This window comes from Enterobacter cloacae complex sp. CARB60 (assembly GCF_036487345.1).
Classification (GTDB): Bacteria; Pseudomonadota; Gammaproteobacteria; order Enterobacterales; family Enterobacteriaceae; genus Enterobacter; species Enterobacter asburiae_D.
The window spans coordinates 607,791-633,213 of record NZ_JAZKLC010000002.1 but is presented as its reverse complement, the minus strand read 5'-3'; the positions used below and the strand labels follow the sequence as shown (position 1 = coordinate 633,213).

27 protein-coding genes are annotated in these 25,423 nt (G+C 56.1%); 12 read left to right on the top strand and 15 right to left on the bottom strand.

Annotation, left to right across the window (positions count from 1 at the left end):
* Positions 1 to 5: 5 nt before the first annotated feature.
* Together V4835_RS04110 and V4835_RS04105 are read right to left on the bottom strand one after the other, a co-directional pair.
* Entirely contained in the window at positions 6 to 959 is a 954-nt protein-coding gene (locus V4835_RS04110; RefSeq protein WP_010435561.1) for an ABC transporter permease, read from the bottom strand.
* Positions 960 to 1,004: 45 nt separating this feature from the next.
* Positions 1,005 to 2,594 carry an ABC transporter substrate-binding protein gene (locus V4835_RS04105; protein WP_331411254.1) on the bottom strand — a complete coding sequence of 530 codons (1,590 nt, stop codon included), beginning with the start codon at positions 2,592 to 2,594 and terminating at the stop codon, positions 1,005 to 1,007.
* Positions 2,595 to 2,839: 245 nt separating this feature from the next.
* Here V4835_RS04105 and yghU point away from each other — a divergent pair, with 245 nt between their 5' ends.
* Both yghU and V4835_RS04095 read left to right on the top strand, forming a co-directional pair.
* Positions 2,840 to 3,706 carry a glutathione-dependent disulfide-bond oxidoreductase gene (gene yghU, locus V4835_RS04100; protein ID WP_238458854.1) on the top strand — a complete coding sequence of 289 codons (867 nt, stop codon included), beginning with the start codon at positions 2,840 to 2,842 and terminating at the stop codon, positions 3,704 to 3,706.
* A 160-nt stretch (positions 3,707 to 3,866) separates the two neighbouring features.
* Positions 3,867 to 4,199, top strand: coding sequence for a glycine zipper domain-containing protein (locus tag V4835_RS04095; protein ID WP_008499797.1), 333 nt, complete (start codon positions 3,867 to 3,869; stop codon positions 4,197 to 4,199).
* 73 nt (positions 4,200 to 4,272) lie between these two features.
* Here V4835_RS04095 and V4835_RS04090 read toward each other — a convergent pair whose 3' ends face one another.
* Genes V4835_RS04090 through V4835_RS04080 form a run of 3 tightly spaced genes read right to left on the bottom strand, consistent with a single transcriptional unit; the run spans position 4,273 to position 7,141 of the window.
* Positions 4,273 to 5,175, bottom strand: coding sequence for an alpha/beta hydrolase (locus V4835_RS04090; RefSeq protein WP_331411253.1), 903 nt, complete (start codon positions 5,173 to 5,175; stop codon positions 4,273 to 4,275).
* Complete coding sequence (locus V4835_RS04085; protein ID WP_063930478.1) at positions 5,165 to 6,061, bottom strand: alpha/beta fold hydrolase; 897 nt, start codon at positions 6,059 to 6,061, stop codon at positions 5,165 to 5,167. Before V4835_RS04085 ends, V4835_RS04090 begins: the two co-directional genes overlap by 11 nt.
* 24 nt (positions 6,062 to 6,085) lie before the next feature.
* Complete coding sequence (locus tag V4835_RS04080) at positions 6,086 to 7,141, bottom strand: sugar phosphate isomerase/epimerase family protein (protein ID WP_331411252.1); 1,056 nt, start codon at positions 7,139 to 7,141, stop codon at positions 6,086 to 6,088.
* Between the two features lie 141 nt (positions 7,142 to 7,282).
* Here V4835_RS04080 and V4835_RS04075 point away from each other — a divergent pair, with 141 nt between their 5' ends.
* From V4835_RS04075 to V4835_RS04065, 3 genes are all read left to right on the top strand, one after another.
* On the top strand, positions 7,283 to 7,873 hold the full coding sequence (locus tag V4835_RS04075; RefSeq protein ID WP_331411251.1) for a TetR/AcrR family transcriptional regulator: 591 nt from the start codon (positions 7,283 to 7,285) through the stop codon (positions 7,871 to 7,873).
* Positions 7,874 to 8,030: 157 nt separating this feature from the next.
* Positions 8,031 to 8,363: a type II toxin-antitoxin system RelE/ParE family toxin gene (locus V4835_RS04070; protein WP_331411250.1), complete on the top strand. Its 333-nt coding sequence runs from the start codon at positions 8,031 to 8,033 to the stop codon at positions 8,361 to 8,363.
* Positions 8,364 to 8,375: 12 nt separating this feature from the next.
* Positions 8,376 to 8,702, top strand: coding sequence for a helix-turn-helix domain-containing transcriptional regulator (locus V4835_RS04065; protein ID WP_023333393.1), 327 nt, complete (start codon positions 8,376 to 8,378; stop codon positions 8,700 to 8,702).
* Positions 8,703 to 8,746: 44 nt separating this feature from the next.
* On the opposite strand, the gene V4835_RS04060 is transcribed toward V4835_RS04065, so the two are convergent.
* The 3 genes from V4835_RS04060 to V4835_RS04050 all read right to left on the bottom strand — a co-directional run bounded on the left by V4835_RS04060 (position 8,747) and on the right by V4835_RS04050 (position 11,536).
* Positions 8,747 to 9,019 (bottom strand): hypothetical protein, encoded by a 273-nt coding sequence (locus tag V4835_RS04060; RefSeq protein WP_331411249.1) that lies wholly within the window; start codon positions 9,017 to 9,019, stop codon positions 8,747 to 8,749.
* Between the two features lie 586 nt (positions 9,020 to 9,605).
* On the bottom strand, positions 9,606 to 9,860 hold the full coding sequence (locus V4835_RS04055; protein WP_024906521.1) for a hypothetical protein: 255 nt from the start codon (positions 9,858 to 9,860) through the stop codon (positions 9,606 to 9,608).
* Positions 9,861 to 9,988: 128 nt separating this feature from the next.
* Positions 9,989 to 11,536 carry a methyl-accepting chemotaxis protein gene (locus V4835_RS04050; protein WP_331411248.1) on the bottom strand — a complete coding sequence of 516 codons (1,548 nt, stop codon included), beginning with the start codon at positions 11,534 to 11,536 and terminating at the stop codon, positions 9,989 to 9,991.
* A 219-nt stretch (positions 11,537 to 11,755) separates the two neighbouring features.
* On the opposite strand from V4835_RS04050, the gene V4835_RS04045 reads away from it, so the two are divergent.
* Complete coding sequence (locus V4835_RS04045) at positions 11,756 to 12,796, top strand: aldo/keto reductase (RefSeq protein ID WP_331411247.1); 1,041 nt, start codon at positions 11,756 to 11,758, stop codon at positions 12,794 to 12,796.
* A 61-nt stretch (positions 12,797 to 12,857) separates the two neighbouring features.
* On the opposite strand, the gene V4835_RS04040 is transcribed toward V4835_RS04045, so the two are convergent.
* Positions 12,858 to 13,346, bottom strand: coding sequence for a TIGR00645 family protein (locus V4835_RS04040; protein ID WP_047347852.1), 489 nt, complete (start codon positions 13,344 to 13,346; stop codon positions 12,858 to 12,860).
* An 81-nt stretch (positions 13,347 to 13,427) separates the two neighbouring features.
* Positions 13,428 to 13,931 carry an ESA_00282 family adhesion-associated protein gene (locus V4835_RS04035; protein ID WP_063145573.1) on the bottom strand — a complete coding sequence of 168 codons (504 nt, stop codon included), beginning with the start codon at positions 13,929 to 13,931 and terminating at the stop codon, positions 13,428 to 13,430.
* A 103-nt stretch (positions 13,932 to 14,034) separates the two neighbouring features.
* Here V4835_RS04035 and V4835_RS04030 point away from each other — a divergent pair, with 103 nt between their 5' ends.
* Together V4835_RS04030 and V4835_RS04025 are read left to right on the top strand one after the other, a co-directional pair.
* On the top strand, positions 14,035 to 14,439 hold the full coding sequence (locus V4835_RS04030; RefSeq protein WP_063145574.1) for a hypothetical protein: 405 nt from the start codon (positions 14,035 to 14,037) through the stop codon (positions 14,437 to 14,439).
* Between the two features lies 1 nt (position 14,440).
* A complete protein-coding gene (locus V4835_RS04025; RefSeq protein WP_063145575.1) occupies positions 14,441 to 14,890 on the top strand; it encodes a hypothetical protein in 450 nt (149 codons plus the stop codon).
* Between the two features lie 42 nt (positions 14,891 to 14,932).
* Here V4835_RS04025 and exbD read toward each other — a convergent pair whose 3' ends face one another.
* Positions 14,933 to 15,358: a TonB system transport protein ExbD gene (gene exbD, locus V4835_RS04020; protein ID WP_023309173.1), complete on the bottom strand. Its 426-nt coding sequence runs from the start codon at positions 15,356 to 15,358 to the stop codon at positions 14,933 to 14,935.
* Positions 15,359 to 15,362: 4 nt separating this feature from the next.
* On the bottom strand, positions 15,363 to 16,094 hold the full coding sequence (gene exbB / locus V4835_RS04015) for a tol-pal system-associated acyl-CoA thioesterase (RefSeq protein ID WP_063145576.1): 732 nt from the start codon (positions 16,092 to 16,094) through the stop codon (positions 15,363 to 15,365).
* 251 nt (positions 16,095 to 16,345) lie between these two features.
* Here exbB and metC point away from each other — a divergent pair, with 251 nt between their 5' ends.
* Both metC and yghB read left to right on the top strand, forming a co-directional pair.
* Complete coding sequence (gene metC / locus V4835_RS04010) at positions 16,346 to 17,533, top strand: cystathionine beta-lyase (protein WP_331411246.1); 1,188 nt, start codon at positions 16,346 to 16,348, stop codon at positions 17,531 to 17,533.
* A gap of 143 nt (positions 17,534 to 17,676) precedes the next feature.
* Entirely contained in the window at positions 17,677 to 18,336 is a 660-nt protein-coding gene (gene yghB / locus V4835_RS04005) for a DedA family general envelope maintenance protein YghB (RefSeq protein ID WP_063145578.1), read from the top strand.
* Positions 18,337 to 18,384: 48 nt separating this feature from the next.
* On the opposite strand, the gene V4835_RS04000 is transcribed toward yghB, so the two are convergent.
* Positions 18,385 to 19,284 carry an AraC family transcriptional regulator gene (locus V4835_RS04000; protein ID WP_063145579.1) on the bottom strand — a complete coding sequence of 300 codons (900 nt, stop codon included), beginning with the start codon at positions 19,282 to 19,284 and terminating at the stop codon, positions 18,385 to 18,387.
* 195 nt (positions 19,285 to 19,479) lie between these two features.
* Between V4835_RS04000 and yqhD the strand changes: the two genes are divergently transcribed.
* Both yqhD and dkgA read left to right on the top strand, forming a co-directional pair.
* The gene (gene yqhD, locus V4835_RS03995) at positions 19,480 to 20,643 is read left to right on the top strand and encodes an alcohol dehydrogenase (RefSeq protein WP_063145580.1); all 1,164 of its coding nucleotides are present in this window, start codon (positions 19,480 to 19,482) and stop codon (positions 20,641 to 20,643) included.
* 105 nt (positions 20,644 to 20,748) lie between these two features.
* Complete coding sequence (gene dkgA, locus V4835_RS03990; protein ID WP_063145581.1) at positions 20,749 to 21,576, top strand: 2,5-didehydrogluconate reductase DkgA; 828 nt, start codon at positions 20,749 to 20,751, stop codon at positions 21,574 to 21,576.
* 84 nt (positions 21,577 to 21,660) lie between these two features.
* On the opposite strand, the gene V4835_RS03985 is transcribed toward dkgA, so the two are convergent.
* Together V4835_RS03985 and ftsP are read right to left on the bottom strand one after the other, a co-directional pair.
* On the bottom strand, positions 21,661 to 23,832 hold the full coding sequence (locus V4835_RS03985) for a YgiQ family radical SAM protein (protein WP_331411245.1): 2,172 nt from the start codon (positions 23,830 to 23,832) through the stop codon (positions 21,661 to 21,663).
* Between the two features lie 151 nt (positions 23,833 to 23,983).
* Positions 23,984 to 25,396: a cell division protein FtsP gene (gene ftsP, locus V4835_RS03980; RefSeq protein WP_063145583.1), complete on the bottom strand. Its 1,413-nt coding sequence runs from the start codon at positions 25,394 to 25,396 to the stop codon at positions 23,984 to 23,986.
* Positions 25,397 to 25,423 lie beyond the last annotated feature (27 nt).

Here is a 25,423-nt window from a genome sequence, read left to right as displayed (position 1 = left end):
CCGGGTTACCTCAGCGTACGAATGCGGGGATCGGCGAAGCGATAAAGCACGTCGGCGATCAGGTTACCGACGATCAGCATCATCGACGAGAGCATGATGATCGCCATGATCAGCGGGTAGTCCAGCGAGGCGATCGACTGGATCCCGAGCAGCCCCATCCCCGGCCAGGAGAAGACGCTCTCGGTTACATAAGCCCCCACAATCAGCTCGCCGAACGACAGGCCGAACAGGGTAATCACCGGCAGCAGCACGTTTTTCAGCACGTGGCGGAACAGAATACTGGAACGCGTCGCGCCGTAGGCAAGCTGGGTCTGCACGTAGTCGGCCGAAAGCTGCGAGATGGTGTTGGAGCGGATGTAGCGCACGTAGCTGGAGAGGTTGTAGAACGTGAGGGCAATACACGGCAGCACGCCGTGACGCAGCAGGTCCAGCCCGTTGTCCTCCATGCCGATGGTGCGCATCCCCATGCTGGGGAACCAGTTAAGCTGCACGGCAAAAACGGTGATGAGCAAAATGCCGAACCAGAAAATCGGTACCGAGATGCCAATATAGGCGAACAGGTTCAGCAGGTGATCCAGCCAGCGGTGCTTAAATGCCCCCGCCAGCAGGCCCAGCGGGATCGCCAGCACGATCGCCATCAGCAGCGACGCGCCCATCAGCCCTAGCGTGGCCGGAATGCGTTCGCCGATCATCTCCAGCACCGGGCGGTGGTAAATCAGCGAATAGCCGAGATCGCCCTGCAGGACGTTTTTCAGCCACAGGACGTACTGCGTGACCAGCGGCTTATCCAGCCCCAGGCTCTGGCGAATACGTTCGATATCCTCCGGGGCCATGCGCGGCGTGATGTACGCCGCCACCGGATCGCCGGGCGCGAGCTTGACCAGCAAAAACGCCACCAGCGAAATGAAGAAAAGCATCGGCAGCAGTTGCAGCAGCCGACGCGTGAGGAGTGTGTTCACGACGTGCCCTTACAAAATCCCCGACCTGACGGCCGGGGCAATCACTTATTTCTGATAGATTTTTGACAGATCCTGGAACAGATAGACCGGTTTCGGCTCCGCTTCCTGGGTGCCGCCGAAGCGCTTGTCCACCGCGACGGTCGCGTTGGTGTAGGCAATCGGGTAGTACGTCATGTCGTTCGCCACGGTCTGCTGAATTTGCTTGTAGATATCGGCACGTTTCGCGGCGTCGGTTTCCACTGCGCCTTTATCCCACAGGGCATCAAACTGCGGATTTTTGTAGTGCGCGTAGTTATAGGCTTCGTTGCTCATGAACAGCGATTTGTAACCGTCCGGCTCTGAGCCCATGATGTAGCCGCCCAGGTTCAGCTCCCACGCGGTGTTGTTCATATCGAGGCTGCGCTGGGACATGGCGTTGGAGTCCAGCGGCATCAGCTCCACGTTCACCCCAATGCCCTTCAGCGCCTGCTGAATGTAGAGCGCCATGCTCTCCTGGGTTTTGTTGGTGTTCACATACGCCAGGCGCAGCTTGAGGTTGTCCGGCGCGCCGGACGTCTTCAGCAGGTCTTTGGCTTTTTGCAGATCGAATTTGTACTGCTCGACGTCATCCGTCTTGTAAAGCGTATCTGGCGTCAGGAACGAGGTTGCCGGTTTGGCGTAGTCGAGCGAGGTAAACGCGGTCTGGGTCAGCTCGTCCTTGTTGATGGCGTAAGCAATGGCCTGACGCAGTTCTTTACTCTTCATCACCGGCACGTTCTGGTTGAACGTCATATAGGCCAGACGGCCTTCCGGATAGACCACGAAGTCAAACTTACCGGTATTTTTCAGGCGGTTCACATCCTGCGGGTCAACCATCTTGAGGTTGATTTCACCGTTTTGCAGCGCCAGGTTGGCGGCATTGCTGTCTTTGGCGAAACGGTAGGTGACCGAATCAAGCTTCGCTTTGCCGTTCCAGTAATCATCAAAACGGGTCAAGGCGTAGTACTGCCCGGCGCGATACTCTTTAAATTTGAACGGCCCGGAGCCGACCGGCGCATCGTTTTTGGTGCTCTTTTCCAGGTCGCCTTCACCGGCGAACACGTGCTGCGGGATCGGGTAGATCTGTACCAGAGTGCCGGTAAAGGCCGCGCTGACCTGCGGTAAGGTGAACTTAACGGTGCGCTCATCCACCTTGCTCACCTCAACAGGCTTGCCGCCGTAGGTAAACATGCTGCGGAAGAAGCTGTGCTGTTTGGCGTCCAGCAGCTTATTGAAGGTGAAGACCACGTCGTCCGCCGTCAGCGGCTGGCCGTCCTGCCATTTAAGGTTGGGTTTTAACGTCAGGGTATAGCTCAGGTTGTCGGCGGAGGGCGTCAGGCTTTCCGCCAGGCCCCACTCAATGTTGCCGTTATTAAAGCTGTACAGCGGGGCATAAAGCGCCTGCATGATCGTTAACGTTGTACGGTCACTGGCATAGAGCGGATTAACGGCTAACGGGTCGCCGGAGGTAATACCGATAATCAGCGAACCGCCCTCTTTTGGCGCGTCGCTTTTTGCCGCTGAGGGCGTGTTTGTCTCTTTATTTTTCGCATCATCACAGCCCGCCAGGCCTAACGCGAGCGAAACGACCACTGCCGATAACAGAAGCTTGCGCATCTCACTAACTCCTTGCCTTATAAAGTGTTTATTACTGCATCTTTTATTTATGTTGAAGCATCATATTCAGCTTTATCGGTTTACGCATTAATTATGAAAATGCGATTTTCGATTAAGCTTATGCCGGATTTGATATATATAAGCGCCGGAAGGAATAGCGGCGGATCGATTACGCTCAGTTCGTTAAACGCTTCACAAATCTCCTGCTACACTGCCTCAACACATCACTCAAAAGGCAGGCCAACATGTCAGACAACACGTATCAGCCACCAAAAGTGTGGGAATGGAAAAAGAACGGCGGTGGCGCGTTCGCCAATATTAACCGCCCGATCTCCGGCGCGACGCATGAGAAGGATTTACCCGTAGGCTCCCACCCGCTGCAGCTCTACTCGCTGGGCACACCCAACGGCCAGAAAGTGACGATCATGCTCGAAGAGCTGCTGGCGCTGGGCGTGACGGGCGCGGAGTATGACGCCTGGTTGATCCGCATCGGCGAAGGCGATCAGTTCTCCAGCGGGTTTGTAGACGTGAACCCGAACTCGAAAATACCGGCGCTGCGTGACCACTCCACGACCCCGCCAACGCGTGTCTTTGAATCCGGCAATATCCTGCTCTATCTGGCAGAGAAATTCGGTCACTTCCTGCCGAAGGATCCGGCGGGACGCACCGAGACGCTGAACTGGCTGTTCTGGCTGCAGGGCGCGGCGCCGTTCCTCGGCGGCGGTTTTGGCCACTTCTACAACTATGCCCCGGTGAAAATTGAGTACGCGATTGACCGCTTCACCATGGAAGCCAAACGCCTGTTCGACGTGCTGGATAAACAGCTGGCACGCGGTCGCTACGTGGCGGGCGAGGAGTACACCATCGCGGATATCGCCATCTGGCCGTGGTTCGGCTGCGTGGCGCTGGGCAGCGTGTATAACGCCGCCGAGTTCCTGGATGCAGAGAAGTACGCTAACGTGCAGCGCTGGGCGAAAGACGTGGCGAACCGCCATGCCGTTAAGCGCGGACGCATCGTCAACCGCACCAGCGGCGAGCTGAACGAGCAGCTTCACGAACGCCACGCGGCGAGCGACTTCGAGACGAATACCGAAGACAAACGTCAGGCGTGACGACTGACCGGGCGGTTCGCCGCCCGGCAGCAACGATCCTTATCCAGGGCATGATTAGCTTAAAGGTTGAGTCGGTATTGCTGGCACTATCTGGACGTTTTTCTCGCGTCAGAGAGTGAGAAATGACGTCTCAACCGACAGCAGTCACAAAGGATCTGTTATGAAACTGATTAAAACAACGCTGGTTATCAGCGCCCTCATTTTTTCCACCTCTGGAATGGCCATCGACAAAACCGCCGCTGGCGCGGTAGCGGGCGCTGCCATTGGCGCGGCCACGGGCAAAGATCTGAAATCGACCGTTGGCGGTGCCGTTGTTGGCGCAGGCACCGGTGCCATGTTCAAAAACGGCGACAAAGGTAAAGCCGCGCGTAAAGGTGGCGCGGTAGGCGCTGCCGTGGGCGCAGGTGCCGCGGCGGTTACCGGCAAGAGCGTGCTGAAAGGTGCGGCGGTTGGTGCGGGTACAGGCGCGCTGATTGGTGAAGCGACGCACTAAGGCTGTGTGCCACCTTGTGAACAGGCATGAATAATAAACCCAGCGATCGCGCTGGGTTTTTTGTATTTTTGAATCAGATATGCGCACGTTCGAACAACCGACGCGCGGCTGGCGTTAACCCTGACATATGAATGCAGGCATGTACCATTCCCGGCAACCGTTCACAGCGTACTGGCACCCCCGCCTCCTCAAGCCGCAGCGCATACTCTTCAGCCTCATCGCGCAGGGGATCATATTCACAACTCAGGATGGTTGCTGGCGGTAACCCCTTCAGCGAGGCCATATGCAGCGGCTCGGCATAAGGATGACGACATTCTCCAAGATAGTTTTCCCAGCAAAACGCCATCGCATCACGGGTTAAATAATAACCTTCAGCAAATTCACAATAGCTTTGGGACAACATTTCGCGACTTAACGCCGGGTAGAGCAGCAGCTGATGCTCAATGTGAGGACCGCCGCGATCCCGTGCCAGCAGAGCTGTCGCGGCAGCAAGATTGCCGCCTGCACTGTCGCCGCCCACCGCCAGACGGGTCGCATCTATTCCCAAAAGCGCGGCCTGTTCACTGGCCCAGCACAGTGCCTGATAAACATCTTCTAACGGCCTTGGGAAGGGGAACTCGGGTGCCAGACGGTAATCAACGGAGAGTATTTTCCGGCCAGTCGCATTGGCCAGTGCCTGACAGGGCCGATCGTACAGCGACAGCGAGCCCAGACACCATCCGCCGCCGTGAGCAAACAGCATTGCAGGCTGCGCGATTTCAGCGTTTGAGGCAGCAGGCGTATACGCGCGAAGACCGATAGCGTAACCATCGTCAGCGATAACAACGTAATGTTGAATGCCGCCACCTGTTTCCTCCTCACCCTGTAGCCGCAGCAAATCCACCTCGGTGGCGGCACGCAGGTCGGCTAACGACGCCGGTTGCGGCGCGCCCGATGATGCAGCCAGAAAGTCAGCAATGTGTTTATCAAGCGGCACGAGTGGTGTCCTCTGAGAGAAAGGGTACGATTAGCCCAATAAACGCCTCATGACACTCTTCGGTAATAAAATGCCCGCAGTCCGCCACCGTCTCGCCACGCAAATCAAGGGCATTGCCCTGTAGGGTTATCAACGGCGCATCGCGCGTCGCATGTTCGGCCCCCACCGTTAACACCGGCATGGTTAAAGGCGTTTGCGCACGGCGCTGGTTCTGCCGGATGGTTTCCGGGATGGCGCGATAATAGTCGAAGCCCGCACGCAGCCCGCCGGGTGTTGAATAGGCGGCGATATACACTTCTGCGGCAACCCGTTCACGTCGATGAGACCAGCGGTCGAAAATATAGCTGAGATACTGTGATTCGCGCCCGCTGGTCAGGGTTTCGGGTAGATCCGCCAGCTGATTGAACATGAAGTGCCAGAGAAAGATGTTCTCTTCCGGTGCGACAAAAATCGGCGGAGGTGGGGCCAGTCCAGGGATAACCGCTTCTGTCAGCACAAGTCGTTCTATCGCCTGAGGAAAATCGCTCGCCATGGCGTATCCAACCCACATACCAATATCGTGGCCTACTATGCTATAACGCGCATGACCCAACTGCGCCATCATGGTATGCAGCATGGCGCCGACACGTCCGGTATCATAGCCGTCGCGCGGTTTATCTGACTCACCAATGCCCGGAGGGTCGACCGCTATCGCCTGAAAACCCGCCGCCGCCAGCGCCTGAAGGACATAGCGCCAGGTATACCAGGTCTGCGGCCAGCCCGGTATCAGCAATACCGGTTGTCCTTTTCCCGCCACGACGCAGTGGATGCGCTGTCCGTTCACTTTCGTATAGACGTGTTCTGCCCTGAGATCCGCGTGCGCGATCTCACCGTATTGTTGTTCCATGGGGACTCTCTGTGATGTTGTGGCTTAGCGAATGCCGAGTAATGCGTTGATTTGCTGAGGGTTAACTGGCGCACCGGCGAAATCATCGAAGACTTTATCGGTGATGTGAATAATGTGGTCGCGGATGAACGCTGCCCCTTCTCTGGCACCATCCAGCGGGTTTTTCAGACAACACTCCCACTCCAGGGTTGCCCAGCCAGCATAATCGTATTGGGTCAGCTTCGAGAAAATAGCCCTGAAATCAACCTGGCCGTCACCCAATGAGCGAAAACGTCCTGCACGATCGACCCAGGACTGATAGCCACCATAAATACCATGACGCCCGGTCGGATTAAATTCAGCGTCTTTGACGTGGAACATGTTGATCATGTCCTTATAAATATCAATAAACTCCAGATAGTTAAGCTGCTGTAGCACCATGTGGCTGGGATCGAAAAGTATCCGGCAGCGGGGATGCTCTTTCACCCTTTGATAAAACATTTCAAACGTCACCCCATCATGCAGATCTTCGCTCGGGTGGATCTCATAGCAGAGGTTAATACCCTGCTCGTCACAGGCGTTGAGCACCGGCATCCAGCGCCTGGCCAGCTCGTCAAAGGCAGTTTCAATTAACCCTTCCGGGCGCTGCGGGAACGGGAACAAATAGGGCCACGCCAGCGAGCCAGAGAAGGTACCCAGATCGCTGAGTCCAAGCCTGGCAGAGGCCTTGACCGCCATCAGCAGCTGTTGCTGTGCCCATTCGCCGCGGGCCTGTGGGTTGCCGTGGACTTCCGGCGGCGCAAAGCTGTCGCATAAGCTGTCGTAAGCAGGATGTACCGCCATCAGTTGGCCGAAGATGTGGCTGGTCAGCTCACTCACCACCAGGCCATGCTCCGCCAGCATACCGGTCAGATCGTCGCAGTAGGTCTGGCTTTCTGCCGCCGTCGCCACGTCGAAGAGACGGCGATCCCATGCCGGGATTTGCAGAGCGCTAAACCCCGTTTCCGCCGCCCACCGGGCTATTGCAGGCAAATTATTGAATGGGGCCGCATCATCGCTGAACTGAGCCAGATGGAGAGAGGGACCTTTAAGGGTTTTCATCGTATACTCCTATTGTTTGTCGATTGACAAACAATAGGAGTAAAGCCGGATAACCGCAAGCGAAAATTATAAATTCATTGGTAATCCAGATGATTTAGGCGATCCTGTTTCACTGAATTCAGGACCAACCGGAGCAACAAAATGGCAGGCAGACCGCGCCAGTTCGATCGTGACCAGGCGCTTATCAAAGCGCGCAACCTGTTCTGGCGACAGGGTTATGAAGGAACCTCAATGTCGGATCTGGTGGCGGAGCTGGGGATTGCATCGGCACGGATTTACAAGGCGTTCGGTTCAAAAGAGCAGCTCTTTCGGGAAGCTATCGCCGATTACGAAAAACAGGAAGGCGGTTTTGCGGATCGGGCCTTATCCGCAGGTGGCAACGTGCGGGATACCATCCAGACGCTGTTAATGGATGCGGTTCATCTGTACTGCCATCCGGATTTGCCTCAAGGATGTATGGTGGTGGCCTCTGCTGCCAGCGTCAGTGCGGAAAATGAAACGCTCAAAACCTGGCTGGCACAGCATCGCCTGCAGCGTACGCAGCAGATCATCGACCGTCTCCATCAGGCAGTGCATAACGGTGAACTGCCGGATACGACCGATGCGGAGAGTTTGGGAGACTTTTTTGCCGTCTTTTTACATGGTTTGTCGGTGCAGGCCCGGGACGGTGTTCCGGAATCTCGTTTGCAGGCGGCGGTTAAGCAGGCGCTTAGCCTGCTGCCGCATTGCTGAGGGCGATGCTGAGAAAGGCCGGGCACAGCGGTCTCTCATTTTTGCGATCCGCTTTCAGAAATCACATCTTCCCCACTGTCACAACCCTGTGAACAGTTGCCTGTCGTAGCCTGAAGATTACAATGCATTTGCTTATCGTAAACTACAGGCTACAATAATGGCTAAGGTTAAACACTACATCACAGCTGACGGGTACGACCCTTTTGATGCCTATCTGAGAAGTGTGAAAGATCCCATAGCAAAAGCCATGATTGCTACGCGTGTCGCCAGAATGTCAACGGGTAACTATGGTGATTGCAAACCATGCAGAGAGAGCGTTTCAGAGCTCAGAATTAACCAGGGGCCGGGTTACCGTGTCTATTTCAGCGAAGTCTCCGATCCGGCAAATGGCGCAGTGAGTCTGGTGTTATTGACTGGAACGAAGAAAAAGCAAAATGCAGATATTGAAAGGGCCGTTGAGTACCTCAACGACTACAAGCGCAGAATATAAGAGGAAATCGCAATGGCTAAATCAGTACTTCATGATGACGCAATGGTACAACTCCTGAAAGATTCTCCGGATTTCGCGCCCGTTTATCTTCATCAGGCTTTCATTGAAATTGACGAGCCCGGAGGCTATGAGGCGTTCATGCTGGCTTTACGGCATGTTATTGAAGCCTCTGGCGGGATGACCGTCATCGCAAAACGTGCAGGTATTTCCCGCGAATCACTCTACAAATCACTTTCACCAAACGGTAACCCATCATTTAAGCGTATCGCAGAAGTGGCATCTGCAACGGGAAACCCGATTTCCCGAATTGCAACAGCAGGATTAAACGCAACAGCGTGAGAGGTGCATCAAAATAGGCCCGGATGTACTACCCGGGCGAAGCATCAATGATGATCGTCGTACTGATGCTCAATCACCATCCCTTCCGCCACGCTCGCCACATGCCGCGCACGCGGGTGATAAACCGGAGCTGGCGCGGCATAGACAGTTTGTGACGGTGCTGGCACAACGGTCACCGCCTGCGGAACCGTGGTGGATGACGGGACAATCACCACTTTATAACCGCTCGGGACATCCACGGTGACGCTTTGCGCCATGGCGGAATTGACCATAGCCAGGCCTGCCATGGCGGCCAATACGATATAGAGCTTTTTCATAGACTGTATTATTTCCGATACAATAAGAAAATTAATAATGCAGGGATAAGCTTAAGACTATATTAATAGCCATCGTATTTATGGTGCATAAAATGCCAAATATATTGTTACATTAACAAATGAAAATAATAACGTAGGCCGGGCAAGGCGCAGCCGCCGCCCGGCGGCATAAAACAATCTTAATTAATCGCGATATGACCTTCCGGCGTATTTATCCAGCTCGGTGAAATCGGTGGTATGAGAAAACGGCGTGGTAAATAACGCGTGTGTCTGGGTTGGGGTTGTAGCCATGATGGCAGCCTCCTGTAACGGTATTTATATCCGCCATCGGAGAGGTCAATCTCACGGGTGGCGGAGCCAGACGAGGTTGACCTTACCGGCGTTACAGGAAACCGGCGCGTCTTTCGACGCCCCCGCCCGGTCCGCCATTGAGGTGAAACCGTGCGCGCGACATAGTAATCCATGTCACCTGTAACTTATACCAGGAGGTCAATCCCGACGCCTGATTTTGCAGGCGCGGCAAGAAGATACTGCGATTAGCGCGAGGCGACAAGGGGCATTCCCGGAAGCCGTCTCGCAAATCTGATTAATACTTAATGTCCCGCGCTTTTTGTCTTCCGGACTGTTTCATCTGACGCTTGTCCTGACGGCAGTCGTGATTGCTCTGGTTATTGTTCGCCACGCAGGTCTGCTTCACCTGCCGTGACGCGTCGCGGGTTTCCTGCCTGACATCACGCGCCACGCGCCGTTCCTGCGCCTGCTGGGTCGCACTGGCAAAAACCGAGAACAGCATCAGAAATATGAAAGAGAGAACAGGGATAACTGATAACGATCTGTTCATAGCAACACCTCATAGAAGAGAGTCCAGAACGTCAGGGGGATTAGCAAAAGAATAGCAGTTTCAGCGCGCGCTGAATGGGAAAGGCGTTAATAATGCAAGGCCGCACAAGGCGGCCTTGCAACGTTGCGTTATGCCGTCAGGCGGAACTTTTGCACCGAGCGCTGAAGATCTTCGGTCTGGCGCTCCAGCGCCGCCGCCGCCGCGGAAACCTCTTCCACCAGCGAGGCGTTTTGCTGGGTAACACCGTCCATCTGGGTAATGGCAATCCCGACCTGCGAAATGCCCTTGCTTTGCTCCTCAGAGGCGGAAGCGATTTGCTTCATGATGGTCGTCACTTCCGTCACGTCACGCAAAATGGCATCCATGGTGGTGCCGGTGTCGCCCACCAGCTTCGCCCCCTGCTCTACGCGGGAAACGGAGTCGGTAATCAGCCCCTCGATCTCTTTAGCCGCGTTGGCGCTGCGGCTTGCCAGGTTGCGAACTTCACCTGCCACCACCGCGAAGCCACGACCCTGCTCGCCCGCGCGCGCCGCTTCAACCGCCGCGTTAAGTGCCAGAATATTGGTCTGGAAGGCAATGCTGTTGATCACGTTGGTGATTTCAGCAATTTTCTTCGAGCTTTCCGAAATTCCGCTCATGGTGGTCACCACCTCTTCCACCAGCGAACCGCCGCGGCTGGCGGTGGTTGAGGCCACATCGGCCAGCTGGCTTGCCTGACGCGCGCTTTCCGCGTTCAGTTTCACCGTGGCGGTCAGCTGCTCCATGCTGGCTGCCGTCTCTTCCAGCGCAGCCGCCTGCTCTTCGGTACGGGAAGAGAGATCGTTGTTACCGCTGGAGATTTCCGTCGCGCCGCGCCAGATATTTTCACTGCCGGAGCGAATCGTGCTGACCGCTTCGCGCAGGCTGTCCTGCATGGCGCTCAGCAGCGGCACCAGCTGCCCCACGCAGTTGCGGCCAAACGGCTCAATGGGCTGGCTGAGATCGCCCTGGGCAATCTGGCGGAACTGCTGGCGAATGCGGTCCAGCGGTTTGACCAGCATCGCCACCAGGTAGCGGTCGGTGAAGAGCAGGATCAGCAGGCCGATAATCGTGGCGACGATTATCACCGTGCGGGTCATGCTTGTCAGGCCGTCCACCACCACGCGGGTGCTGTCGAGCGACTTCGCGGCAGCATTGTTGAATTCCTCAGCGGCCGCGCCGAATGCCCGGCTCAGCGGAGGCGTGACGTTATTGGCCTGCTGGCGATACCCGTCCAGAGCCCCCTGCTTCGCCTGCTGCATTTGCGGCGTGACGCCCTGTTCAAGCAGCGCCTGCCAGGTGCCGATCACCCGGGAAGAGATCTGCTCATCCATCGGGCCTGGGGAGATCGCTTTCATCTCGGCCAGTTTCTTGCCCATGTTATCCAGCGCCTGTTGGGCAGAGGCCAAATCCGGCGTGCCGCCTGCGGCTTTAACTTCCATCGCGCGGCTCAGACGGGTCACAAAGCGGAAATACTGATCGTTGCCCTGGCTGAGTACCGTCATCTGTTTAACCAGCTGGCGATCGACTTCATTGCCATCCGTTACGCGAGAAAGGGACCAGGTGCTGTACAAGCCAACGCCCGCCCACATTAAACAAAAGATCCCGAGAATCATCAGCATGACGAAGCGGATCGTGAAATTACGGAGCATATTCATAAGTCTTCCTTGCCGTGAGGGTGAGTTCGCCCAGAGGCGAGTACTACTCTCGTTATCGGCAGGAACGAGGGAAATTATAACGTTTTGTGATCATTTTTAATTAGCGTGGCTTCACTGGTCGCACAGCCGCCGTTAACCATTATCTTCGCTCTTTGTGATGTGATAAGTTCAGAATGAAAACGACGTTTCAAAAAATTATCGATAAGAAAAGGAGACATCATGTCCTGGTACCCTGACGCTACCCGCTATGAACATATGCAGTACCGCTACTGTGGAAAGAGCGGTCTGCGCCTGCCCGCGCTTTCGCTCGGTCTGTGGCACAGCTTCGGCCACGTCCAGCCTCTTGATACCCAGCGCGCGCTGCTGCGAAAAGCCTTCGACCTCGGCATCACCCATTTCGATCTCGCCAATAACTATGGCCCGCCGGCGGGTAGCGCGGAAGAGAACTTCGGTCGCCTGCTGCGCGAGGATTTTGCCGCGTACCGCGACGAGCTGATTATCTCCACCAAGGCGGGTTACGACATGTGGCCTGGGCCGTACGGTTCGGGCGGTTCGCGTAAGTATCTGCTCGCCAGCCTCGACCAGAGCCTGAAGCGTCTGGGCGTCGAGTACGTGGATATTTTCTACTCCCACCGCGTGGATGAAAACACGCCGATGGAAGAGACGGCCTCTGCGCTGGCCCACGCCGTGCAGAGCGGCAAAGCGCTGTATGTGGGCATTTCCTCCTACTCGACCGAGCGCACGCAAAAAATGACCGAGCTGCTGCGCGAGTGGAAAATCCCGCTGCTGATCCACCAGCCGTCCTATAACCTGCTTAACCGCTGGGTCGATAAGACCGGCTTGCTGGATGCGCTGGAAGCAAACGGTACGGGGTGTATCGCTTTTACCCCGCTGGCGCAGGGTCTGCTGACCGGAAAATACCTGAACGGTATTCCTGAAGGTTCACGCATGCAGCGCGAAGGGAATAAAGCGCGCGGCCTGACGCAGAAGATGCTGACCGACGCCAACCTGGAAAGCCTGCGTTTGCTGAATGAGATGGCGCACGCCCGCGGTCAGACCATGGCGCAGATGGCGCTAAGCTGGCTGCTGAAAGATGCGCGCGTGACGTCCGTACTGATTGGCGCAAGCCGCCCGGAACAGCTGGAAGAGAATGTTCAGGCTCTGGAGAACCTGCACTTTAGCGAAGATGAGCTGGAAAGAATCGATCGGCATGTTGCGGATGGGGAGTTGAATCTGTGGCAGGCGTCGTCGGATAAATAGTGCGGTCTGATGCCCTCATCCCGGCCCTCTCCCTGTGGGAGAGGGTTAGGGTGAGGGGAAATTATTTCTTACTGATCTTATCCAGATACCCCATCACAAACGCAGACAGCACAAACGTCAGGTGGATGATGACGTACCACATCAGCTTGTTATCCGGCACGTTCTTCGCGTCCATAAACACGCGCAACAGGTGGATGGAGGAGATCGCCACGATCGACGCGGCGACCTTATTCTTCAGCGACGAAGCATCCATTTTGCCCAGCCAGCTGAGCTTCTCTTTACGCTCGTCGATATCAAGCTGGGAGACAAAATTCTCGTAGCCGGAGAACATCACCATCACCAGCAGCCCGCCCACCAGGGTCATATCCACCAGCGACAGCAGAACCAGAATCAAATCCGCTTCGGCAATGGAAAAAATGTTCGGCAGAACATGCCAGATTTCCTGAAAGAACTTAATCGTCAGCGCGACAAGTGCCAGCGAAAGGCCAAAATAGACGGGAGCCAGTATCCAGCGAGAGGCGTACATGGCATTTTCAAAAAAGCGTTCCATAAAGTCCTGTTTGCAAAAGAAACCAGCGCCCAGTATATCTCAACGGCGCTGACTGTTTGCAATAACTCAACGGTACGTCACTCAGACGTTGTCCGGGTTAACCTCGGGACGTGCGTACTCCGGCCAGACAAGCGCCACCAGCTCAGGATAGGCTTCCAGGCTGAACTCGCGAAAACACTGCCGCAAATTTAATACGTCCAGATCGGAATAAGATACCTTCTCGCCGTTAAGGCAGCGCTTTTTGATATTGTCATAATATTTATACACTGCTGAATTCAGGTCGCTGCAGCGACGCTGCGCCTCAAACAGTCCAGGTGTGTCATTAATTTCCGACATTTTCATGCGTTTAATTGTCGCGTGTAAAAAGTCGATATATTCGTGGTTCACCCGCCAGTACCAGACAGGCGTAACGGAGTTCATCAATACAGAGAAATGGTCTTCACCTTCCTCTTTTGTCATCAGTTCAGGTTGCGGGGGTTCACTGGCGTCTTCCGACACTTTCGTTTTATTGAACTCCTGCATCAATAAAAGAACACCAGCGGTCAGTAATAGTAATGTGATGACCGTAAAAAAGATGCTGTTCATGGGTAGGCTCCATTTTTTTTGATTTTAAATTTGCCTCATGATATTGTCAACGAATCTCACGCCTTTACCAACCCCACCCTGTTGAAATTAAAGGAAATTAAAAATGCTGCCCGACTATCTCGTCCCGGCTAAGTACCACATCACGCCTGTGGAACAGCAACCGACGGAAGCAGAAAAAGAGGCCAGTTTCACTCAGGGGAAAAGAAAGCTCTCTGATTTCGAGCCCGATATATTAATTGGTGTTTCCCGAACTGGCAAATCCCGAAATATGTTGCTGGAAGAGCACGATCGCCATATAAAAGACCGCTTATTTCGCGCCATAAAAATTGAAGCCTTTGTCCACCTGCTGAATGACCTGCAGGCCGAAGGTGAAATAGATGCCCAGAAACTAAGTCAAATAATAGCCGAGAAAACTGAAGAAATTAATGAAGCGGGCAATGAAATTTGGCTTAACTTAATTACGCGCGAAAAAAATAACCCAATTTTTTATACCCTGGGGGAAGATTAACGTGAAAGAAGTTAAAAATAACGACGTTTATTTGACTTTAGATGATAAAAAAAGTGATGAATTTATCTTAAAGCAAAATCTCGACGCACTCAGAAAAACAAAAAATGACGAGATGACGCGTATTACACAAGACCTGGTATCGATCCCGGCGACGCTGGTTCGTCTGAAATGGCAGAATCGCCGTGAAATTTATCCGCTACAGGTTAAAGAAGAAATATACGGTGCCGTGATGAACGCCATCATTGAACAGCGGCCAGAACTGAAAGAGAAGATCCTCGGACGTCTTGAGGCCAATTATCAGTACCTGCTTGCGAGAGAAATCGCCACCCTGCGCCTGACGCGCAAGCTGTCAGACGGTGAGTACCGTACCTCAAACGTCACCTGCGTGGCGCTTGATGAGGACGCGCTGACAACACCCCCTACCGCACCGACGGATAGCAAAAACGCATAAACCGACAGGCATAAAAAAAGCCGGCTTTCGCCAGCTTCTTTATCACTTCGAGGCCGCCTTCTCTTCGCCGACCAGTCCAATCTTCAGGTAACCCGCCTGATGCAGCGTGTCCATTACCTTCATCATGGTTTCATAATCAACGGTTTTATCCGCCCGGAAGAAGACCGTGGTGTCTTTCTTACCGCCGGTAAGCTGCTCCAGCGCCGGGATGACCGAGTCGGCCGTCACCGGGTCGTTCCCGAGGAACATGGATTTATCCGCCTTCACCGACAGGTAGATAGGCTTCTCCGGGCGCGGCTGCGGCTGGCTGGAAGAGGCAGGCAAATTGACCTTCACATCCACCGTCGCCAGCGGCGCAGCCACCATGAAGATAATCAGCAGAACCAGCATAACGTCGATAAACGGCGTCACGTTGATTTCATGCATTTCGCCGTTATCGTCCAGATTTTCGTTTAGACGCATCGCCATACTATTAACCTGCGCGCAGTTTAGACGCCGCATGCACCGGCTTAACCGAGCTGGCATTCAGGTCGAGATCGCGACTTTGCAGCAGCAGAACCTGCGCGGCAACGTCACCCAGCGTGGCTTTGTAGTTGCCAATCATACGCGCGAAGATGTTGTAGATAACTACCGCCGGAATAGCGGCTACCAGACCGATTGCCGTCGCCAGCAGCGCTTCGGCGATACCCGGCGCCACGACCGCCAGGTTGGTGGTTTGGGTCTGCGCGATACCGATAAAGCTGTTCATGATGCCCCAGACCGTACCGAAAAGACCGATGAACGGCGAGATCGCACCGATGGTCGCCAGATAACCATTGCCGCGTCCCATGTGTCGGCCAACGGCCGCAACGCGACGCTCCAGGCGGAAACCGGTACGTTCTTTAATGCCTTCGTTATCTTCACTGCCAGCGGAGAGTTCCAGCTCGTTCTGTGCTTCATTCACTAACAGGGTGGTCAGGCTTTTCGCATGGAAGGATGAGGTCATGTCTGAAGCCTGATCCAGAGAGCGGGCTTCAGCCAGCTGCTGCTGTTCCCGCTTAAGGCGACGCTTCTGCGAAAGCAGCTCGGCGCTTTTGCTGAAGAAGATAGCCCAGGTGACAACGGACGCCAGAATCAGGCCGATCATCACAATCTTAACCACGATGTCAGCATGCTGATACATGCCCCAAACGGAGAGATCCGTCTGCATCAAATTATTACCCACTCTGTATCTCCAGGACGCAAATCACAAAATCTGAGCGTAATAATATCAAAACGTCGTCGAATTGATAGTAGTTCTCATTAGTATTTGCATGGTGCCGTAATTTTCGCTCACTTTCCTTGCGCTTACGCAGTAAAAATTTCTTATGCGCTTTTTTGCTAATATTTTCTGCTTATTCGATAAGCCTCCGGGTGCAGTTTTTCCAATCGTGGTAGTCTGGACGTCCAGACGTATAAAAAACAGGGTTAGCGAACATGACAAAAAAGCATCTTGATACCACGCTGGTACAGGCAGGACGCAGCAAAAAATATACTCAGGGATCGGTCAACAGCGTGATTCAACGAGCCTCCTCGCTGGTGTTTGGTACCGTTGAGGAGAAAAAAATCGCCACGCGCAACCGCGCGAAAGGCGGGCTGTTTTATGGCCGTCGCGGCACGCTAACCCATTTTTCTCTGCAGGAGGCGATGTGCGAGCTGGAAGGCGGCGCGGGCTGCGCGCTGTTCCCGTGCGGGGCGGCTGCGGTCGCCAACACCATTCTGGCGTTTGTGGAACAGGGCGATCATATCCTGATGACCAACACCGCCTACGAGCCCAGCCAGGACTTCTGCACCAAAATCCTCAGCAGGCTCGGCGTGACCACCGGCTGGTTTGACCCGCTGATTGGTGAAGGCATTGCCGAACTTATTCAGCCAAACACCCGCATTGTGTTCCTGGAATCTCCGGGTTCACTCACAATGGAAGTTCACGACGTGCCGGCTATCGTGAAGGCCGTGCGCAGCAAAGCGCCAGAGGCGATCGTGATGATCGACAACACCTGGGCGGCAGGCGTGCTGTTCAAAGCGCTGGAATTCGACATTGATATCTCGATTCAGGCGGCGACGAAATACCTGATAGGCCACTCTGACGGCATGATTGGCACTGCGGTCTCCAACGCGCGCTGCTGGGATCAGCTGCGAGAAAATGCCTATCTGATGGGCCAGATGGTGGATGCAGACACGGCCTACATGACCAGTCGCGGTATCCGCACGCTGGGCGTTCGCCTGCGTCAGCACCATGAAAGCAGCCTGAAGGTGGCCGAATGGCTGGCGCAGCATCCGCTGGTTGAGCGCGTTAATCACCCCGCGCTGCCGGGCAGTAAAGGCCACGAATTCTGGCAGCGTGACTTTACGGGCAGCAGCGGTCTGTTCTCGTTCGTGCTGAAAAAACGGCTGAATAACGACGAGCTGGCGAGCTATCTGGATAATTTTACCCTCTTCAGCATGGCCTACTCCTGGGGCGGTTTTGAATCCCTGATCCTGCCTAACCAGCCGGAACAGGTTGCGGCTCTGCGCCCCGGCGGAGAAGTGGACTTCAGCGGTACCCTGATTCGACTGCATATCGGTTTAGAAAATGTTGACGATCTGATTGCCGATTTAGCAGCAGGGTTCGAGCGTATCGTGTAGAGTGCTGGCTGAAAATGTACTCCCTGGACGCTTTTGTGGACACCGCAAGCAGAAAAGTCTGCATGAGTTGCGCCCGGGATCAAACCCGAAGGGCGAATAAGGGAGTACAATAGCGCTATATCTGCTGTTCCACAGGAAAGTCCATGGCTGTTATTCAAGATATTATCGCGGCGCTCTGGCATCACGACTTTGCCGCGCTGGCGGATCCTCACGTCGTCGGTATCGTCTATCTCGTGATGTTCGCAACGCTGTTTCTGGAAAATGGATTACTGCCAGCCTCATTTCTTCCCGGTGACAGCCTGCTTTTACTGGCCGGGGCGTTAATCGGCAAAGGCGTTATGGACTTCACGTCAACGATGGTTATTCTCACCTCCGCCGCCAGCCTGGGCTGCTGGCTGAGCTATCTGCAGGGCCGCTGGCTGGGGAATACCCGCGTCGTGAAAGGCTGGCTGGCGCAGTTACCTCATAAATATCATCAGCGTGCGACCTGCATGTTCGATCGGCACGGCCTGCTGGCATTGCTGGCGGGGCGTTTCCTGGCGTTTGTTCGCACGCTTCTGCCTACCATGGCGGGCATTTCCGGTCTGTCGAACCGCCGCTTCCAGTTCTTCAACTGGCTGAGCGCCCTGCTGTGGGTAGGTGTAGTCACCACGCTCGGCTACGCGCTGAATATGATCCCCTTTGTGAAACACCACGAAGATCAGGTGATGACCTTCCTGATGGTGCTGCCGATGTTCCTGCTGGTGGCAGGGCTGGTAGGGACCATCGCGGTAGTGATTAAGAAGAAGTACTGCAGCGCATAATTCAACAAAGCCGGGTGGCGCTATCGCTTACCCGGCCTACATTTCCCGTCAGGCTCCCTGCATCGTTCGGATGCGTGATGCATCTTCTCCCGGCGTAACGCCGAAATAGCGCTTAAACTCCCGACTGAACTGCGACGCGCTTTCGTAACCCACCCGCATCGCCGCCGCGCTGGCCTTCATGCCGTCGTGGATCATCAGCATCCGCGCCTTGTGCAGCCGATAGGTTTTAAGGTACTGCAGCGGCGAGGTGCTGGTCACCGATTTAAAATTATGGTGAAACGCCGAGACGCTCATGTTCGCTTCCGCCGCCAGCTGGTCGACGCTGAGGTTTTCCGTGTACTGGCTTTCGATACGCTTGAGCACGCGGCTTATCAGGCTGAAGTGGGTCTGTCGGCTCACCAGGGCCAGTAACGCCCCGCCGCCCGGGCCCAACAGCACGTGGTAGAGAATTTCGCGGATAATCTGCTTGCCCAGAATGCGCGCGTCCAGCGGCCTCTCCATGACGTCCAGCAGACGCTCAATGGCGCAGAGGATCTCTTCCGACAGCGTCGCCGAGTTAATCCCGCTCGACGCCATTGACGGCTGGAAGAGCTCATCTTCGCCAATCTCCATCAGCAGCTCCTGCAGCTGAAGGATGTCAACGTTGACGCGAATACCCGCCAGCGGAACGGCCTCTGTCGCGAAGGTTTCACATTCGAAGGGTAAAGGTACTGTCAGAAGCAGATATTCATTGGTGTCGTAGCGGAACACGCGCTCGTTGATATAGCCAATTTTATGGCCCGAGAAGAGAAAAACGATGCCCGGCTGGTACATGACCGGCGTGCGCGTCCCCGGCTGCGTGCCATAGAGCAGGCGAATGTCCGGCAGCAGATCGCTGGCACGATTATCATTATCTATCAATCTCTTAATCTGCGCAGTGAGCTGCTGGCAGATAGCCTCACGGTTCATCTTGCGTTACTCCGGATACGGTTTTCGACGTTAACAGTGTGCGTCGTTTTCCATGCTTTCTCCAGCGCTCTGTAGAAATGGGCAAGACATCGGCAGGAATGTGCATTGAGAGGATAGCCCCGGGCGGCCACAATGTGCAGCATCAGGTAGCCCTCCGCGCCACCACGGTTTTTCACCCACTAAAGGGAACGAGCAATGAACAACTTTAATCTTCACACCCCAACCCGCATTCTGTTTGGTAAAGACGCTATCGCCGATCTGCGCGAGCAGATCCCTGCTGACGCCCGCGTACTGATCACCTACGGCGGCGGCAGCGTGAAAAAAACCGGCGTGCTGGATCAGGTTTACAGCGCGCTGGACGGTCTGGACGTGCGTGAGTTCGGCGGCATCGAGCCAAACCCGTCTTACGAAACGCTGATGAACGCGGTGAAAATCGCCCGCGAAGAAAACATCACCTTCCTGCTGGCCGTCGGCGGCGGCTCCGTGCTGGACGGCACCAAATTCATCGCGGCGGCAGCGCACTACGCTGACGGCATCGATCCGTGGCACATCCTGGAAACCCGCGGCAGCGACATTAAAAGCGCCATCCCGATGGGCTCCGTGCTGACCCTGCCAGCGACCGGCTCTGAATCCAACAAGGGCGCGGTGATCTCCCGTAAAACCACCGGCGACAAACAAGCCTTTATGAACGAACACGTTCAGCCTGTATTCGCCATTCTGGACCCGGTTTACACCTACACCCTGCCTGCGCGTCAGGTGGCGAACGGCGTGGTCGACGCCTTTGTTCATACCGTTGAGCAGTACGTAACATATCCGGTGAATGCCAAAATTCAGGATCGCTTCGCGGAAGGCATTCTGCTGACGCTCGTCGAAGACGGCCCGAAAGCGCTGAAAGAGCCGGAAAACTACGACGTGCGTGCCAACGTAATGTGGGCCGCAACGCAGGCGCTGAACGGCCTGATCGGGGCTGGCGTGCCGCAGGACTGGGCAACCCACATGCTGGGCCACGAGCTGACGGCAATGCACGGTCTGGACCACGCTCAGACGCTGGCCGTTGTGCTGCCTGCCCTGTGGAACGAAAAACGCGATACCAAGCGCGCCAAGCTGCTGCAGTACGCCGAGCGCGTGTGGAACATCACCGAGGGTTCTGACGATGCGCGTATTGATGCCGCCATCGAAGCGACCCGCAGCTTCTTTGAAGGTCTGGGCGTGCCAACGCGCCTGTCCGGCTACGGTCTGGACGGCAGCTCCATCCCTGCCCTGCTGGCGAAACTCGAAGAACACGGCATGACCCACCTGGGCGAGCACGGCGACATTACGCTGGACGTGAGCCGTCGCATCTACGAAGCGGCGCGCTAAGCGTTTTTGCCCTCCCGACTTTCGTTTTTTGACATTTCGTCCAGACTTAATGCACACCCCATCGCCGGAGGAACCCTCCGGCGATGCGCACCTGAAGGAGGAAAAATGGCAAACCAAACCGTAATCAAGCTGCAGGACGGCAACGTGATGCCCCAGTTGGGGCTAGGTGTATGGAAAGCCGGTAACGACGAGGTCGTCTCCGCCATTCATAAAGCCCTGGAAGTCGGCTATCGGTCCATTGATACCGCTGCCGCATACAAAAACGAGGACGGCGTGGGTAAGGCACTCGCCAGCGCCGGCGTCCCCCGCGATGAGTTATTCATCACCACTAAACTCTGGAACGACGATCAAAAACGCCCCCGCGAAGCCCTGCAGGAGAGCCTTGAAAAGCTCCAGCTCGATTTCGTCGATCTCTGGCTGATGCACTGGCCGGTTCCGGCTATCGATCACTACGTTGATGCCTGGAAAGGGATGATTGAACTGCAAAAAGAGGGGCTGGTGAAAAGCATCGGCGTCTGTAATTTCCAGGTTCATCACCTGCAGCGGCTGATTGACGAAACGGGCGTTGCGCCGGTGATTAACCAGATCGAGCTGCACCCGCTGATGCAGCAGCGCCAGCTTCATGCCTGGAACGCCACGCATAAAATCCAGACCGAGTCCTGGAGCCCGCTGGCGCAGGGCGGCGAAGGGGTGTTTGATCAAAAGATTATCCGTGAGCTGGCGGATAAATACGGTAAAACCCCGGCGCAAATCGTTATTCGCTGGCATCTGGACAACGGCCTGGTGGTCATTCCGAAATCGGTCACGCCATCGCGCATCGCCGAGAATTTCGACGTCTGGGATTTCCGCCTGGATAAAGATGAGCTGGGTGAGATTGCGAAGCTGGATAAGGGCAAGCGGCTTGGGCCGGATCCGGACCAGTTTGGCGGTTAATCGCGTAAAAAAGCCGGGTGGCGGCTTCACCTTACCCGGCCTACGTGTCGACATAAAAAACCCCGGCTTGCCGGGGTTTTTTATTTACGCTTTGCGCTTCAGGGGTTTCTTCACACTCGAATTACCGTTCGAACGCTGATGCACAATCGGCGTGTGCTTGGTCAGCGCCGGGCGCGTATTGCGGTTCTGGCGACGCGCTTCGCGCATCTCATCCAGCGTCGGGGCCGGTACCAGGCAGTCGCGGCGGGAGCCGATCAGGTGTTTTTTACCCATCTCTTCCAGCGCCTGACGGATCAGCGGCCAGTTTTTCGGATCGTGGTAACGCAGCAGCGCCTTGTGCAGACGACGCTGTTTATCCCCTTTCGGCACCACCACCTCTTCACTCTTGTAGCCAATCTTACTCAGCGGGTTCTTGCCGGTGTAATACATGGTCGTCGAGTTGGCGAGCGGCGACGGATAGAAGTTCTGCACCTGATCCAGGCGGAAGCGACGCTGCTTCAGCCATAGCGCCAGGTTCACCATGTCCTCATCGCGCGTGCCCGGGTGCGCGGAGATGAAGTACGGGATCAGATACTGCTCTTTGCCCGCCTGCTTTGAGTAGGTGTCGAACAGCTCTTTAAAGCGGTCGTAGCTGCCCATGCCCGGCTTCATCATTTTCGACAGCGGGCCTTCCTCGGTGTGCTCCGGCGCAATCTTCAGATAGCCGCCGACGTGGTGCGTCGCCAGCTCTTTGATGTAGCGCGGATCTTCCACGGCGATGTCGTAACGCACCCCGGAAGCGATGAGGATCTTCTTGATGCCCTTCAGGTCACGCGCGCGGCGGTAGAGGTTGATCGTCGGCTCATGGTTGGTGTCCATGTGCTCGCAAATGCTCGGATAGACGCAGGAGAGGCGACGACAGGTTTGCTCCGCGCGCGGCGACTTGCAGCGCAGCATGTACATGTTCGCGGTTGGACCGCCGAGGTCAGAGATCACGCCGGTAAAGCCCGGCACCGAGTCGCGAATCGCTTCGATCTCATTGATGATCGAATCTTCAGAGCGGCTCTGGATAATACGGCCTTCGTGTTCGGTAATGGAGCAGAACGAGCACCCGCCGAAGCAGCCGCGCATGATGTTGATCGAGAAGCGGATCATCTCATACGCCGGGATACGGGCGTTGCCGTACGCCGGGTGCGGCACGCGCTTGTACGGCAGCGCAAAGACGCTGTCCATCTCTTCGGTGGAGAGCGGGATCGCCGGCGGGTTGATCCAGATAAAGCGCTCGCCGTGCTTCTGCATCAGCGCGCGGGCGCAGCCCGGGTTGGTTTCATGGTGCAGAATACGGGACGCGTGCGCGTAGAGCACCTTGTCGGCTTTCACCTTCTCGTAGGACGGCAGCAGCACGTAGGTCTTTTCCCACGGTTTCGGGCGCGGCGGCTGCACAACGATAGCCTTCGCTTCCGCTTTTTTCGGCTCAACCGGCTTGTTATCGGCACACGGCAGATCTTCGCCGTACGGGTGCGGGATCGGGTCGATTTTGCCCGGCATATCAATGATGCGGGAATCCACCCCGCTCCAGCCCGGCAGCGCCTCTTTCACCATGATCGCGGTATTGCGCACGTCGCGGATACTGCTCACCGGTTCACCCTGCGACAGACGGTGCGCCACTTCCACCAGCGGACGCTCGCCGTTACCGTAAATCAGCATGTCGGCTTTGGAATCCACCAGCACCGAGCGGCGAACGGTATCTGACCAGTAGTCGTAGTGCGCGGTGCGGCGCAGGCTCGCCTCGATGCCGCCCAGGATCACCGGCACGTCTTTCCAGGCTTCTTTACAGCGCTGGGTATAGACCAGGGTCGCGCGGTCGGGGCGTTTACCCGCCACGTTATCCGGCGTGTAGGCGTCGTCATGGCGCAGCTTACGGTCGGCGGTATAGCGGTTGATCATCGAGTCCATGTTGCCTGCGGTGACGCCGAAGAACAGGTTCGGCTTACCCAGACGCATAAAGTCGTCTTTGCTGTTCCAGTCAGGCTGGGAGATGATCCCCACGCGGAAGCCCTGCGCTTCAAGCATACGGCCACAGATGGCCATACCGAAGCTCGGATGGTCAACGTAAGCATCGCCCGTGACCAGAATGATGTCGCAGCTGTCCCAGCCCAATTGGTCCATCTCTTCACGGGACATCGGCAGGAACGGCGCCGGTCCAAAGCAGGCCGCCCAGTACTGGGGCCAGGAGAAGAGGTCACGATCCGGCTGGATCAGGGAAATTGCGCTCATAATGCTTCCGAAGAAAAAATAGACAAAAGGAGCGGGATTATACGCTGGATCAATGTGGGAAATGAAGGGGTATTTATTGCCCGGTGGCGCTACGCTTACCGGGCCTACGGGCCTGTAGGTCGGGTAAGGCGAAGCCGCCACCCGACTCGTTTTACGGTGCCGGATTCACCAGCATCTGCCCCACGGAGCCCCTGTCCATCATCTCCAGCGTCTGGCTGTGGAACAGGAACGGGAAGTGCGGCCACGAAGGCTGACCGTAGTAGACGAGCAGTTCAACCTGACCGTCTACCCAGACGGTATCTTTCCAGCCGCGATCTTCCGGGAACGGCATCGCGCCGTTGACGTTGCGGATCAGGAATGACACCCCTTCAATGTGGAACGACTGCGGCATATCTGAACGAACCGTCCAGCGCTCCCAGGTGCCCTGCTGCGCGGTAATGTCGATGCGGTTGACGTCCCACAGCGCGCCGTTGATCCCCGGATCGTCGCCCAGGCTGATATCACGGCTGCGCACCGGCGAGCCGCTCATGATCTCCTGCGGCAGCAGACGCATTGGCAGGCTATCGGTCACCAGCGGCAGCAGACCGGTTGGACGCAGGGTCAGCACCAGGGTCGAGACAAGTATGCTCGACGGTTCAAAGAACCCGCGAATACGGTCAACAATGCTCGCCGCTTCGCCGCAGGTCAGCGACACTTCATCCCCGTTGGTCATATCCACGAGAATTTCGCGACGTTCACCTGGCGAGAGCGCCAGCTGTTTGACGGAAACCGGCGCAGGTAAAAAGCCCTGGTCGCCGGAGATCACGTGCAGCGGGCGGCCATCGCTCATTTGCAGCTGATAGCGGCGCGAGTTGGAGGCGTTGAGCAGGCGCAGGCGCACCCAGCCGCGCGAGACTTCGACATACGGGCTTTGCGCGCCGTTGACCAGTAGCGTATCGCCGACGAAGCCGCCGCTACCCGGCTCGCTGTATTCCGGCGTACCGAAATTATCCAGACGTTTGTCCTGGATGATAATGGGGAAGTCATCCACGCCGTAGTGGTTCGGGATCGGCAGGGATTTGCTGACCTCATCTTCCACCAGCCACATTCCGGCCAGACCGTTATAGACCTGCTGTGCCGTGCGGTTAGGCGTGTTGGCGTGATACCACAGGGTTGCCGCGCTCTGGCGAATCGGCAGAACGGGCGCCCAGTCGGCGCTGGGTGACATCATTCGCGCCGCGCCGCCAATCAACGGGCCTGGAACCTGTAAGCCGCTGACGGTCATGGCAACATTTTCAGGGGTTCGGTTGCTGTAGATGAGCTTTACGTCATCGCCATTCCACACGCGTATGGTCGGCCCAAGATAACGTCCGTTAATGCCCCAGATAGACGCACGCGTCCCCTGGGTAAAGGACCAGTGGCTGCGCTGCAGCGTCAGGAAAAGCGGCTGGCCACGACGAGATTCAATTAATGGCGGAATAGGCAGCGGCTGTTGCTGCCCGGCGGCGCTGGCTGTCAGCGGCATCGCACCCGCACAAAGGGCGATCCCGGAAGCCTGAATAAACTGACGCCGACTGAGTGACATATAAGCTCCATCTGAAACGACTAACAA

Excerpts from the sequence above, each read along its gene's own strand:
- V4835_RS04060 (WP_331411249.1), bottom strand. The coding sequence starts at position 9,019 with ATGAAAAAGCTCTATATCGTATTGGCCGCCATGGCAGGCCTGGCTATG.
- yghB (WP_063145578.1), top strand. The coding sequence starts at position 17,677 with ATGGCTGTTATTCAAGATATTATCGCGGCGCTCTGGCATCACGACTTT.
- V4835_RS03985 (WP_331411245.1), bottom strand. The coding sequence starts at position 23,832 with ATGAGCGCAATTTCCCTGATCCAGCCGGATCGTGACCTCTTCTCCTGG.
- V4835_RS04065 (WP_023333393.1), top strand. The coding sequence starts at position 8,376 with ATGGCTAAATCAGTACTTCATGATGACGCAATGGTACAACTCCTGAAA.
- V4835_RS04055 (WP_024906521.1), bottom strand. The coding sequence starts at position 9,860 with ATGAACAGATCGTTATCAGTTATCCCTGTTCTCTCTTTCATATTTCTG.
- exbD (WP_023309173.1), bottom strand. The coding sequence starts at position 15,358 with ATGGCGATGCGTCTAAACGAAAATCTGGACGATAACGGCGAAATGCAT.
- ftsP (WP_063145583.1), bottom strand. The coding sequence starts at position 25,396 with ATGTCACTCAGTCGGCGTCAGTTTATTCAGGCTTCCGGGATCGCCCTT.
- V4835_RS04050 (WP_331411248.1), bottom strand. The coding sequence starts at position 11,536 with ATGAATATGCTCCGTAATTTCACGATCCGCTTCGTCATGCTGATGATT.
- yqhD (WP_063145580.1), top strand. The coding sequence starts at position 19,480 with ATGAACAACTTTAATCTTCACACCCCAACCCGCATTCTGTTTGGTAAA.
- V4835_RS04075 (WP_331411251.1), top strand. The coding sequence starts at position 7,283 with ATGGCAGGCAGACCGCGCCAGTTCGATCGTGACCAGGCGCTTATCAAA.
- V4835_RS04040 (WP_047347852.1), bottom strand. The coding sequence starts at position 13,346 with ATGGAACGCTTTTTTGAAAATGCCATGTACGCCTCTCGCTGGATACTG.
- V4835_RS04080 (WP_331411252.1), bottom strand. The coding sequence starts at position 7,141 with ATGAAAACCCTTAAAGGTCCCTCTCTCCATCTGGCTCAGTTCAGCGAT.
- yghU (WP_238458854.1), top strand. The coding sequence starts at position 2,840 with ATGTCAGACAACACGTATCAGCCACCAAAAGTGTGGGAATGGAAAAAG.
- metC (WP_331411246.1), top strand. The coding sequence starts at position 16,346 with ATGACAAAAAAGCATCTTGATACCACGCTGGTACAGGCAGGACGCAGC.
- V4835_RS04000 (WP_063145579.1), bottom strand. The coding sequence starts at position 19,284 with ATGAACCGTGAGGCTATCTGCCAGCAGCTCACTGCGCAGATTAAGAGA.
- V4835_RS04095 (WP_008499797.1), top strand. The coding sequence starts at position 3,867 with ATGAAACTGATTAAAACAACGCTGGTTATCAGCGCCCTCATTTTTTCC.
- V4835_RS04070 (WP_331411250.1), top strand. The coding sequence starts at position 8,031 with ATGGCTAAGGTTAAACACTACATCACAGCTGACGGGTACGACCCTTTT.
- V4835_RS04105 (WP_331411254.1), bottom strand. The coding sequence starts at position 2,594 with ATGCGCAAGCTTCTGTTATCGGCAGTGGTCGTTTCGCTCGCGTTAGGC.
- V4835_RS04085 (WP_063930478.1), bottom strand. The coding sequence starts at position 6,061 with ATGGAACAACAATACGGTGAGATCGCGCACGCGGATCTCAGGGCAGAA.
- V4835_RS04030 (WP_063145574.1), top strand. The coding sequence starts at position 14,035 with ATGCTGCCCGACTATCTCGTCCCGGCTAAGTACCACATCACGCCTGTG.
- V4835_RS04045 (WP_331411247.1), top strand. The coding sequence starts at position 11,756 with ATGTCCTGGTACCCTGACGCTACCCGCTATGAACATATGCAGTACCGC.
- V4835_RS04035 (WP_063145573.1), bottom strand. The coding sequence starts at position 13,931 with ATGAACAGCATCTTTTTTACGGTCATCACATTACTATTACTGACCGCT.
- dkgA (WP_063145581.1), top strand. The coding sequence starts at position 20,749 with ATGGCAAACCAAACCGTAATCAAGCTGCAGGACGGCAACGTGATGCCC.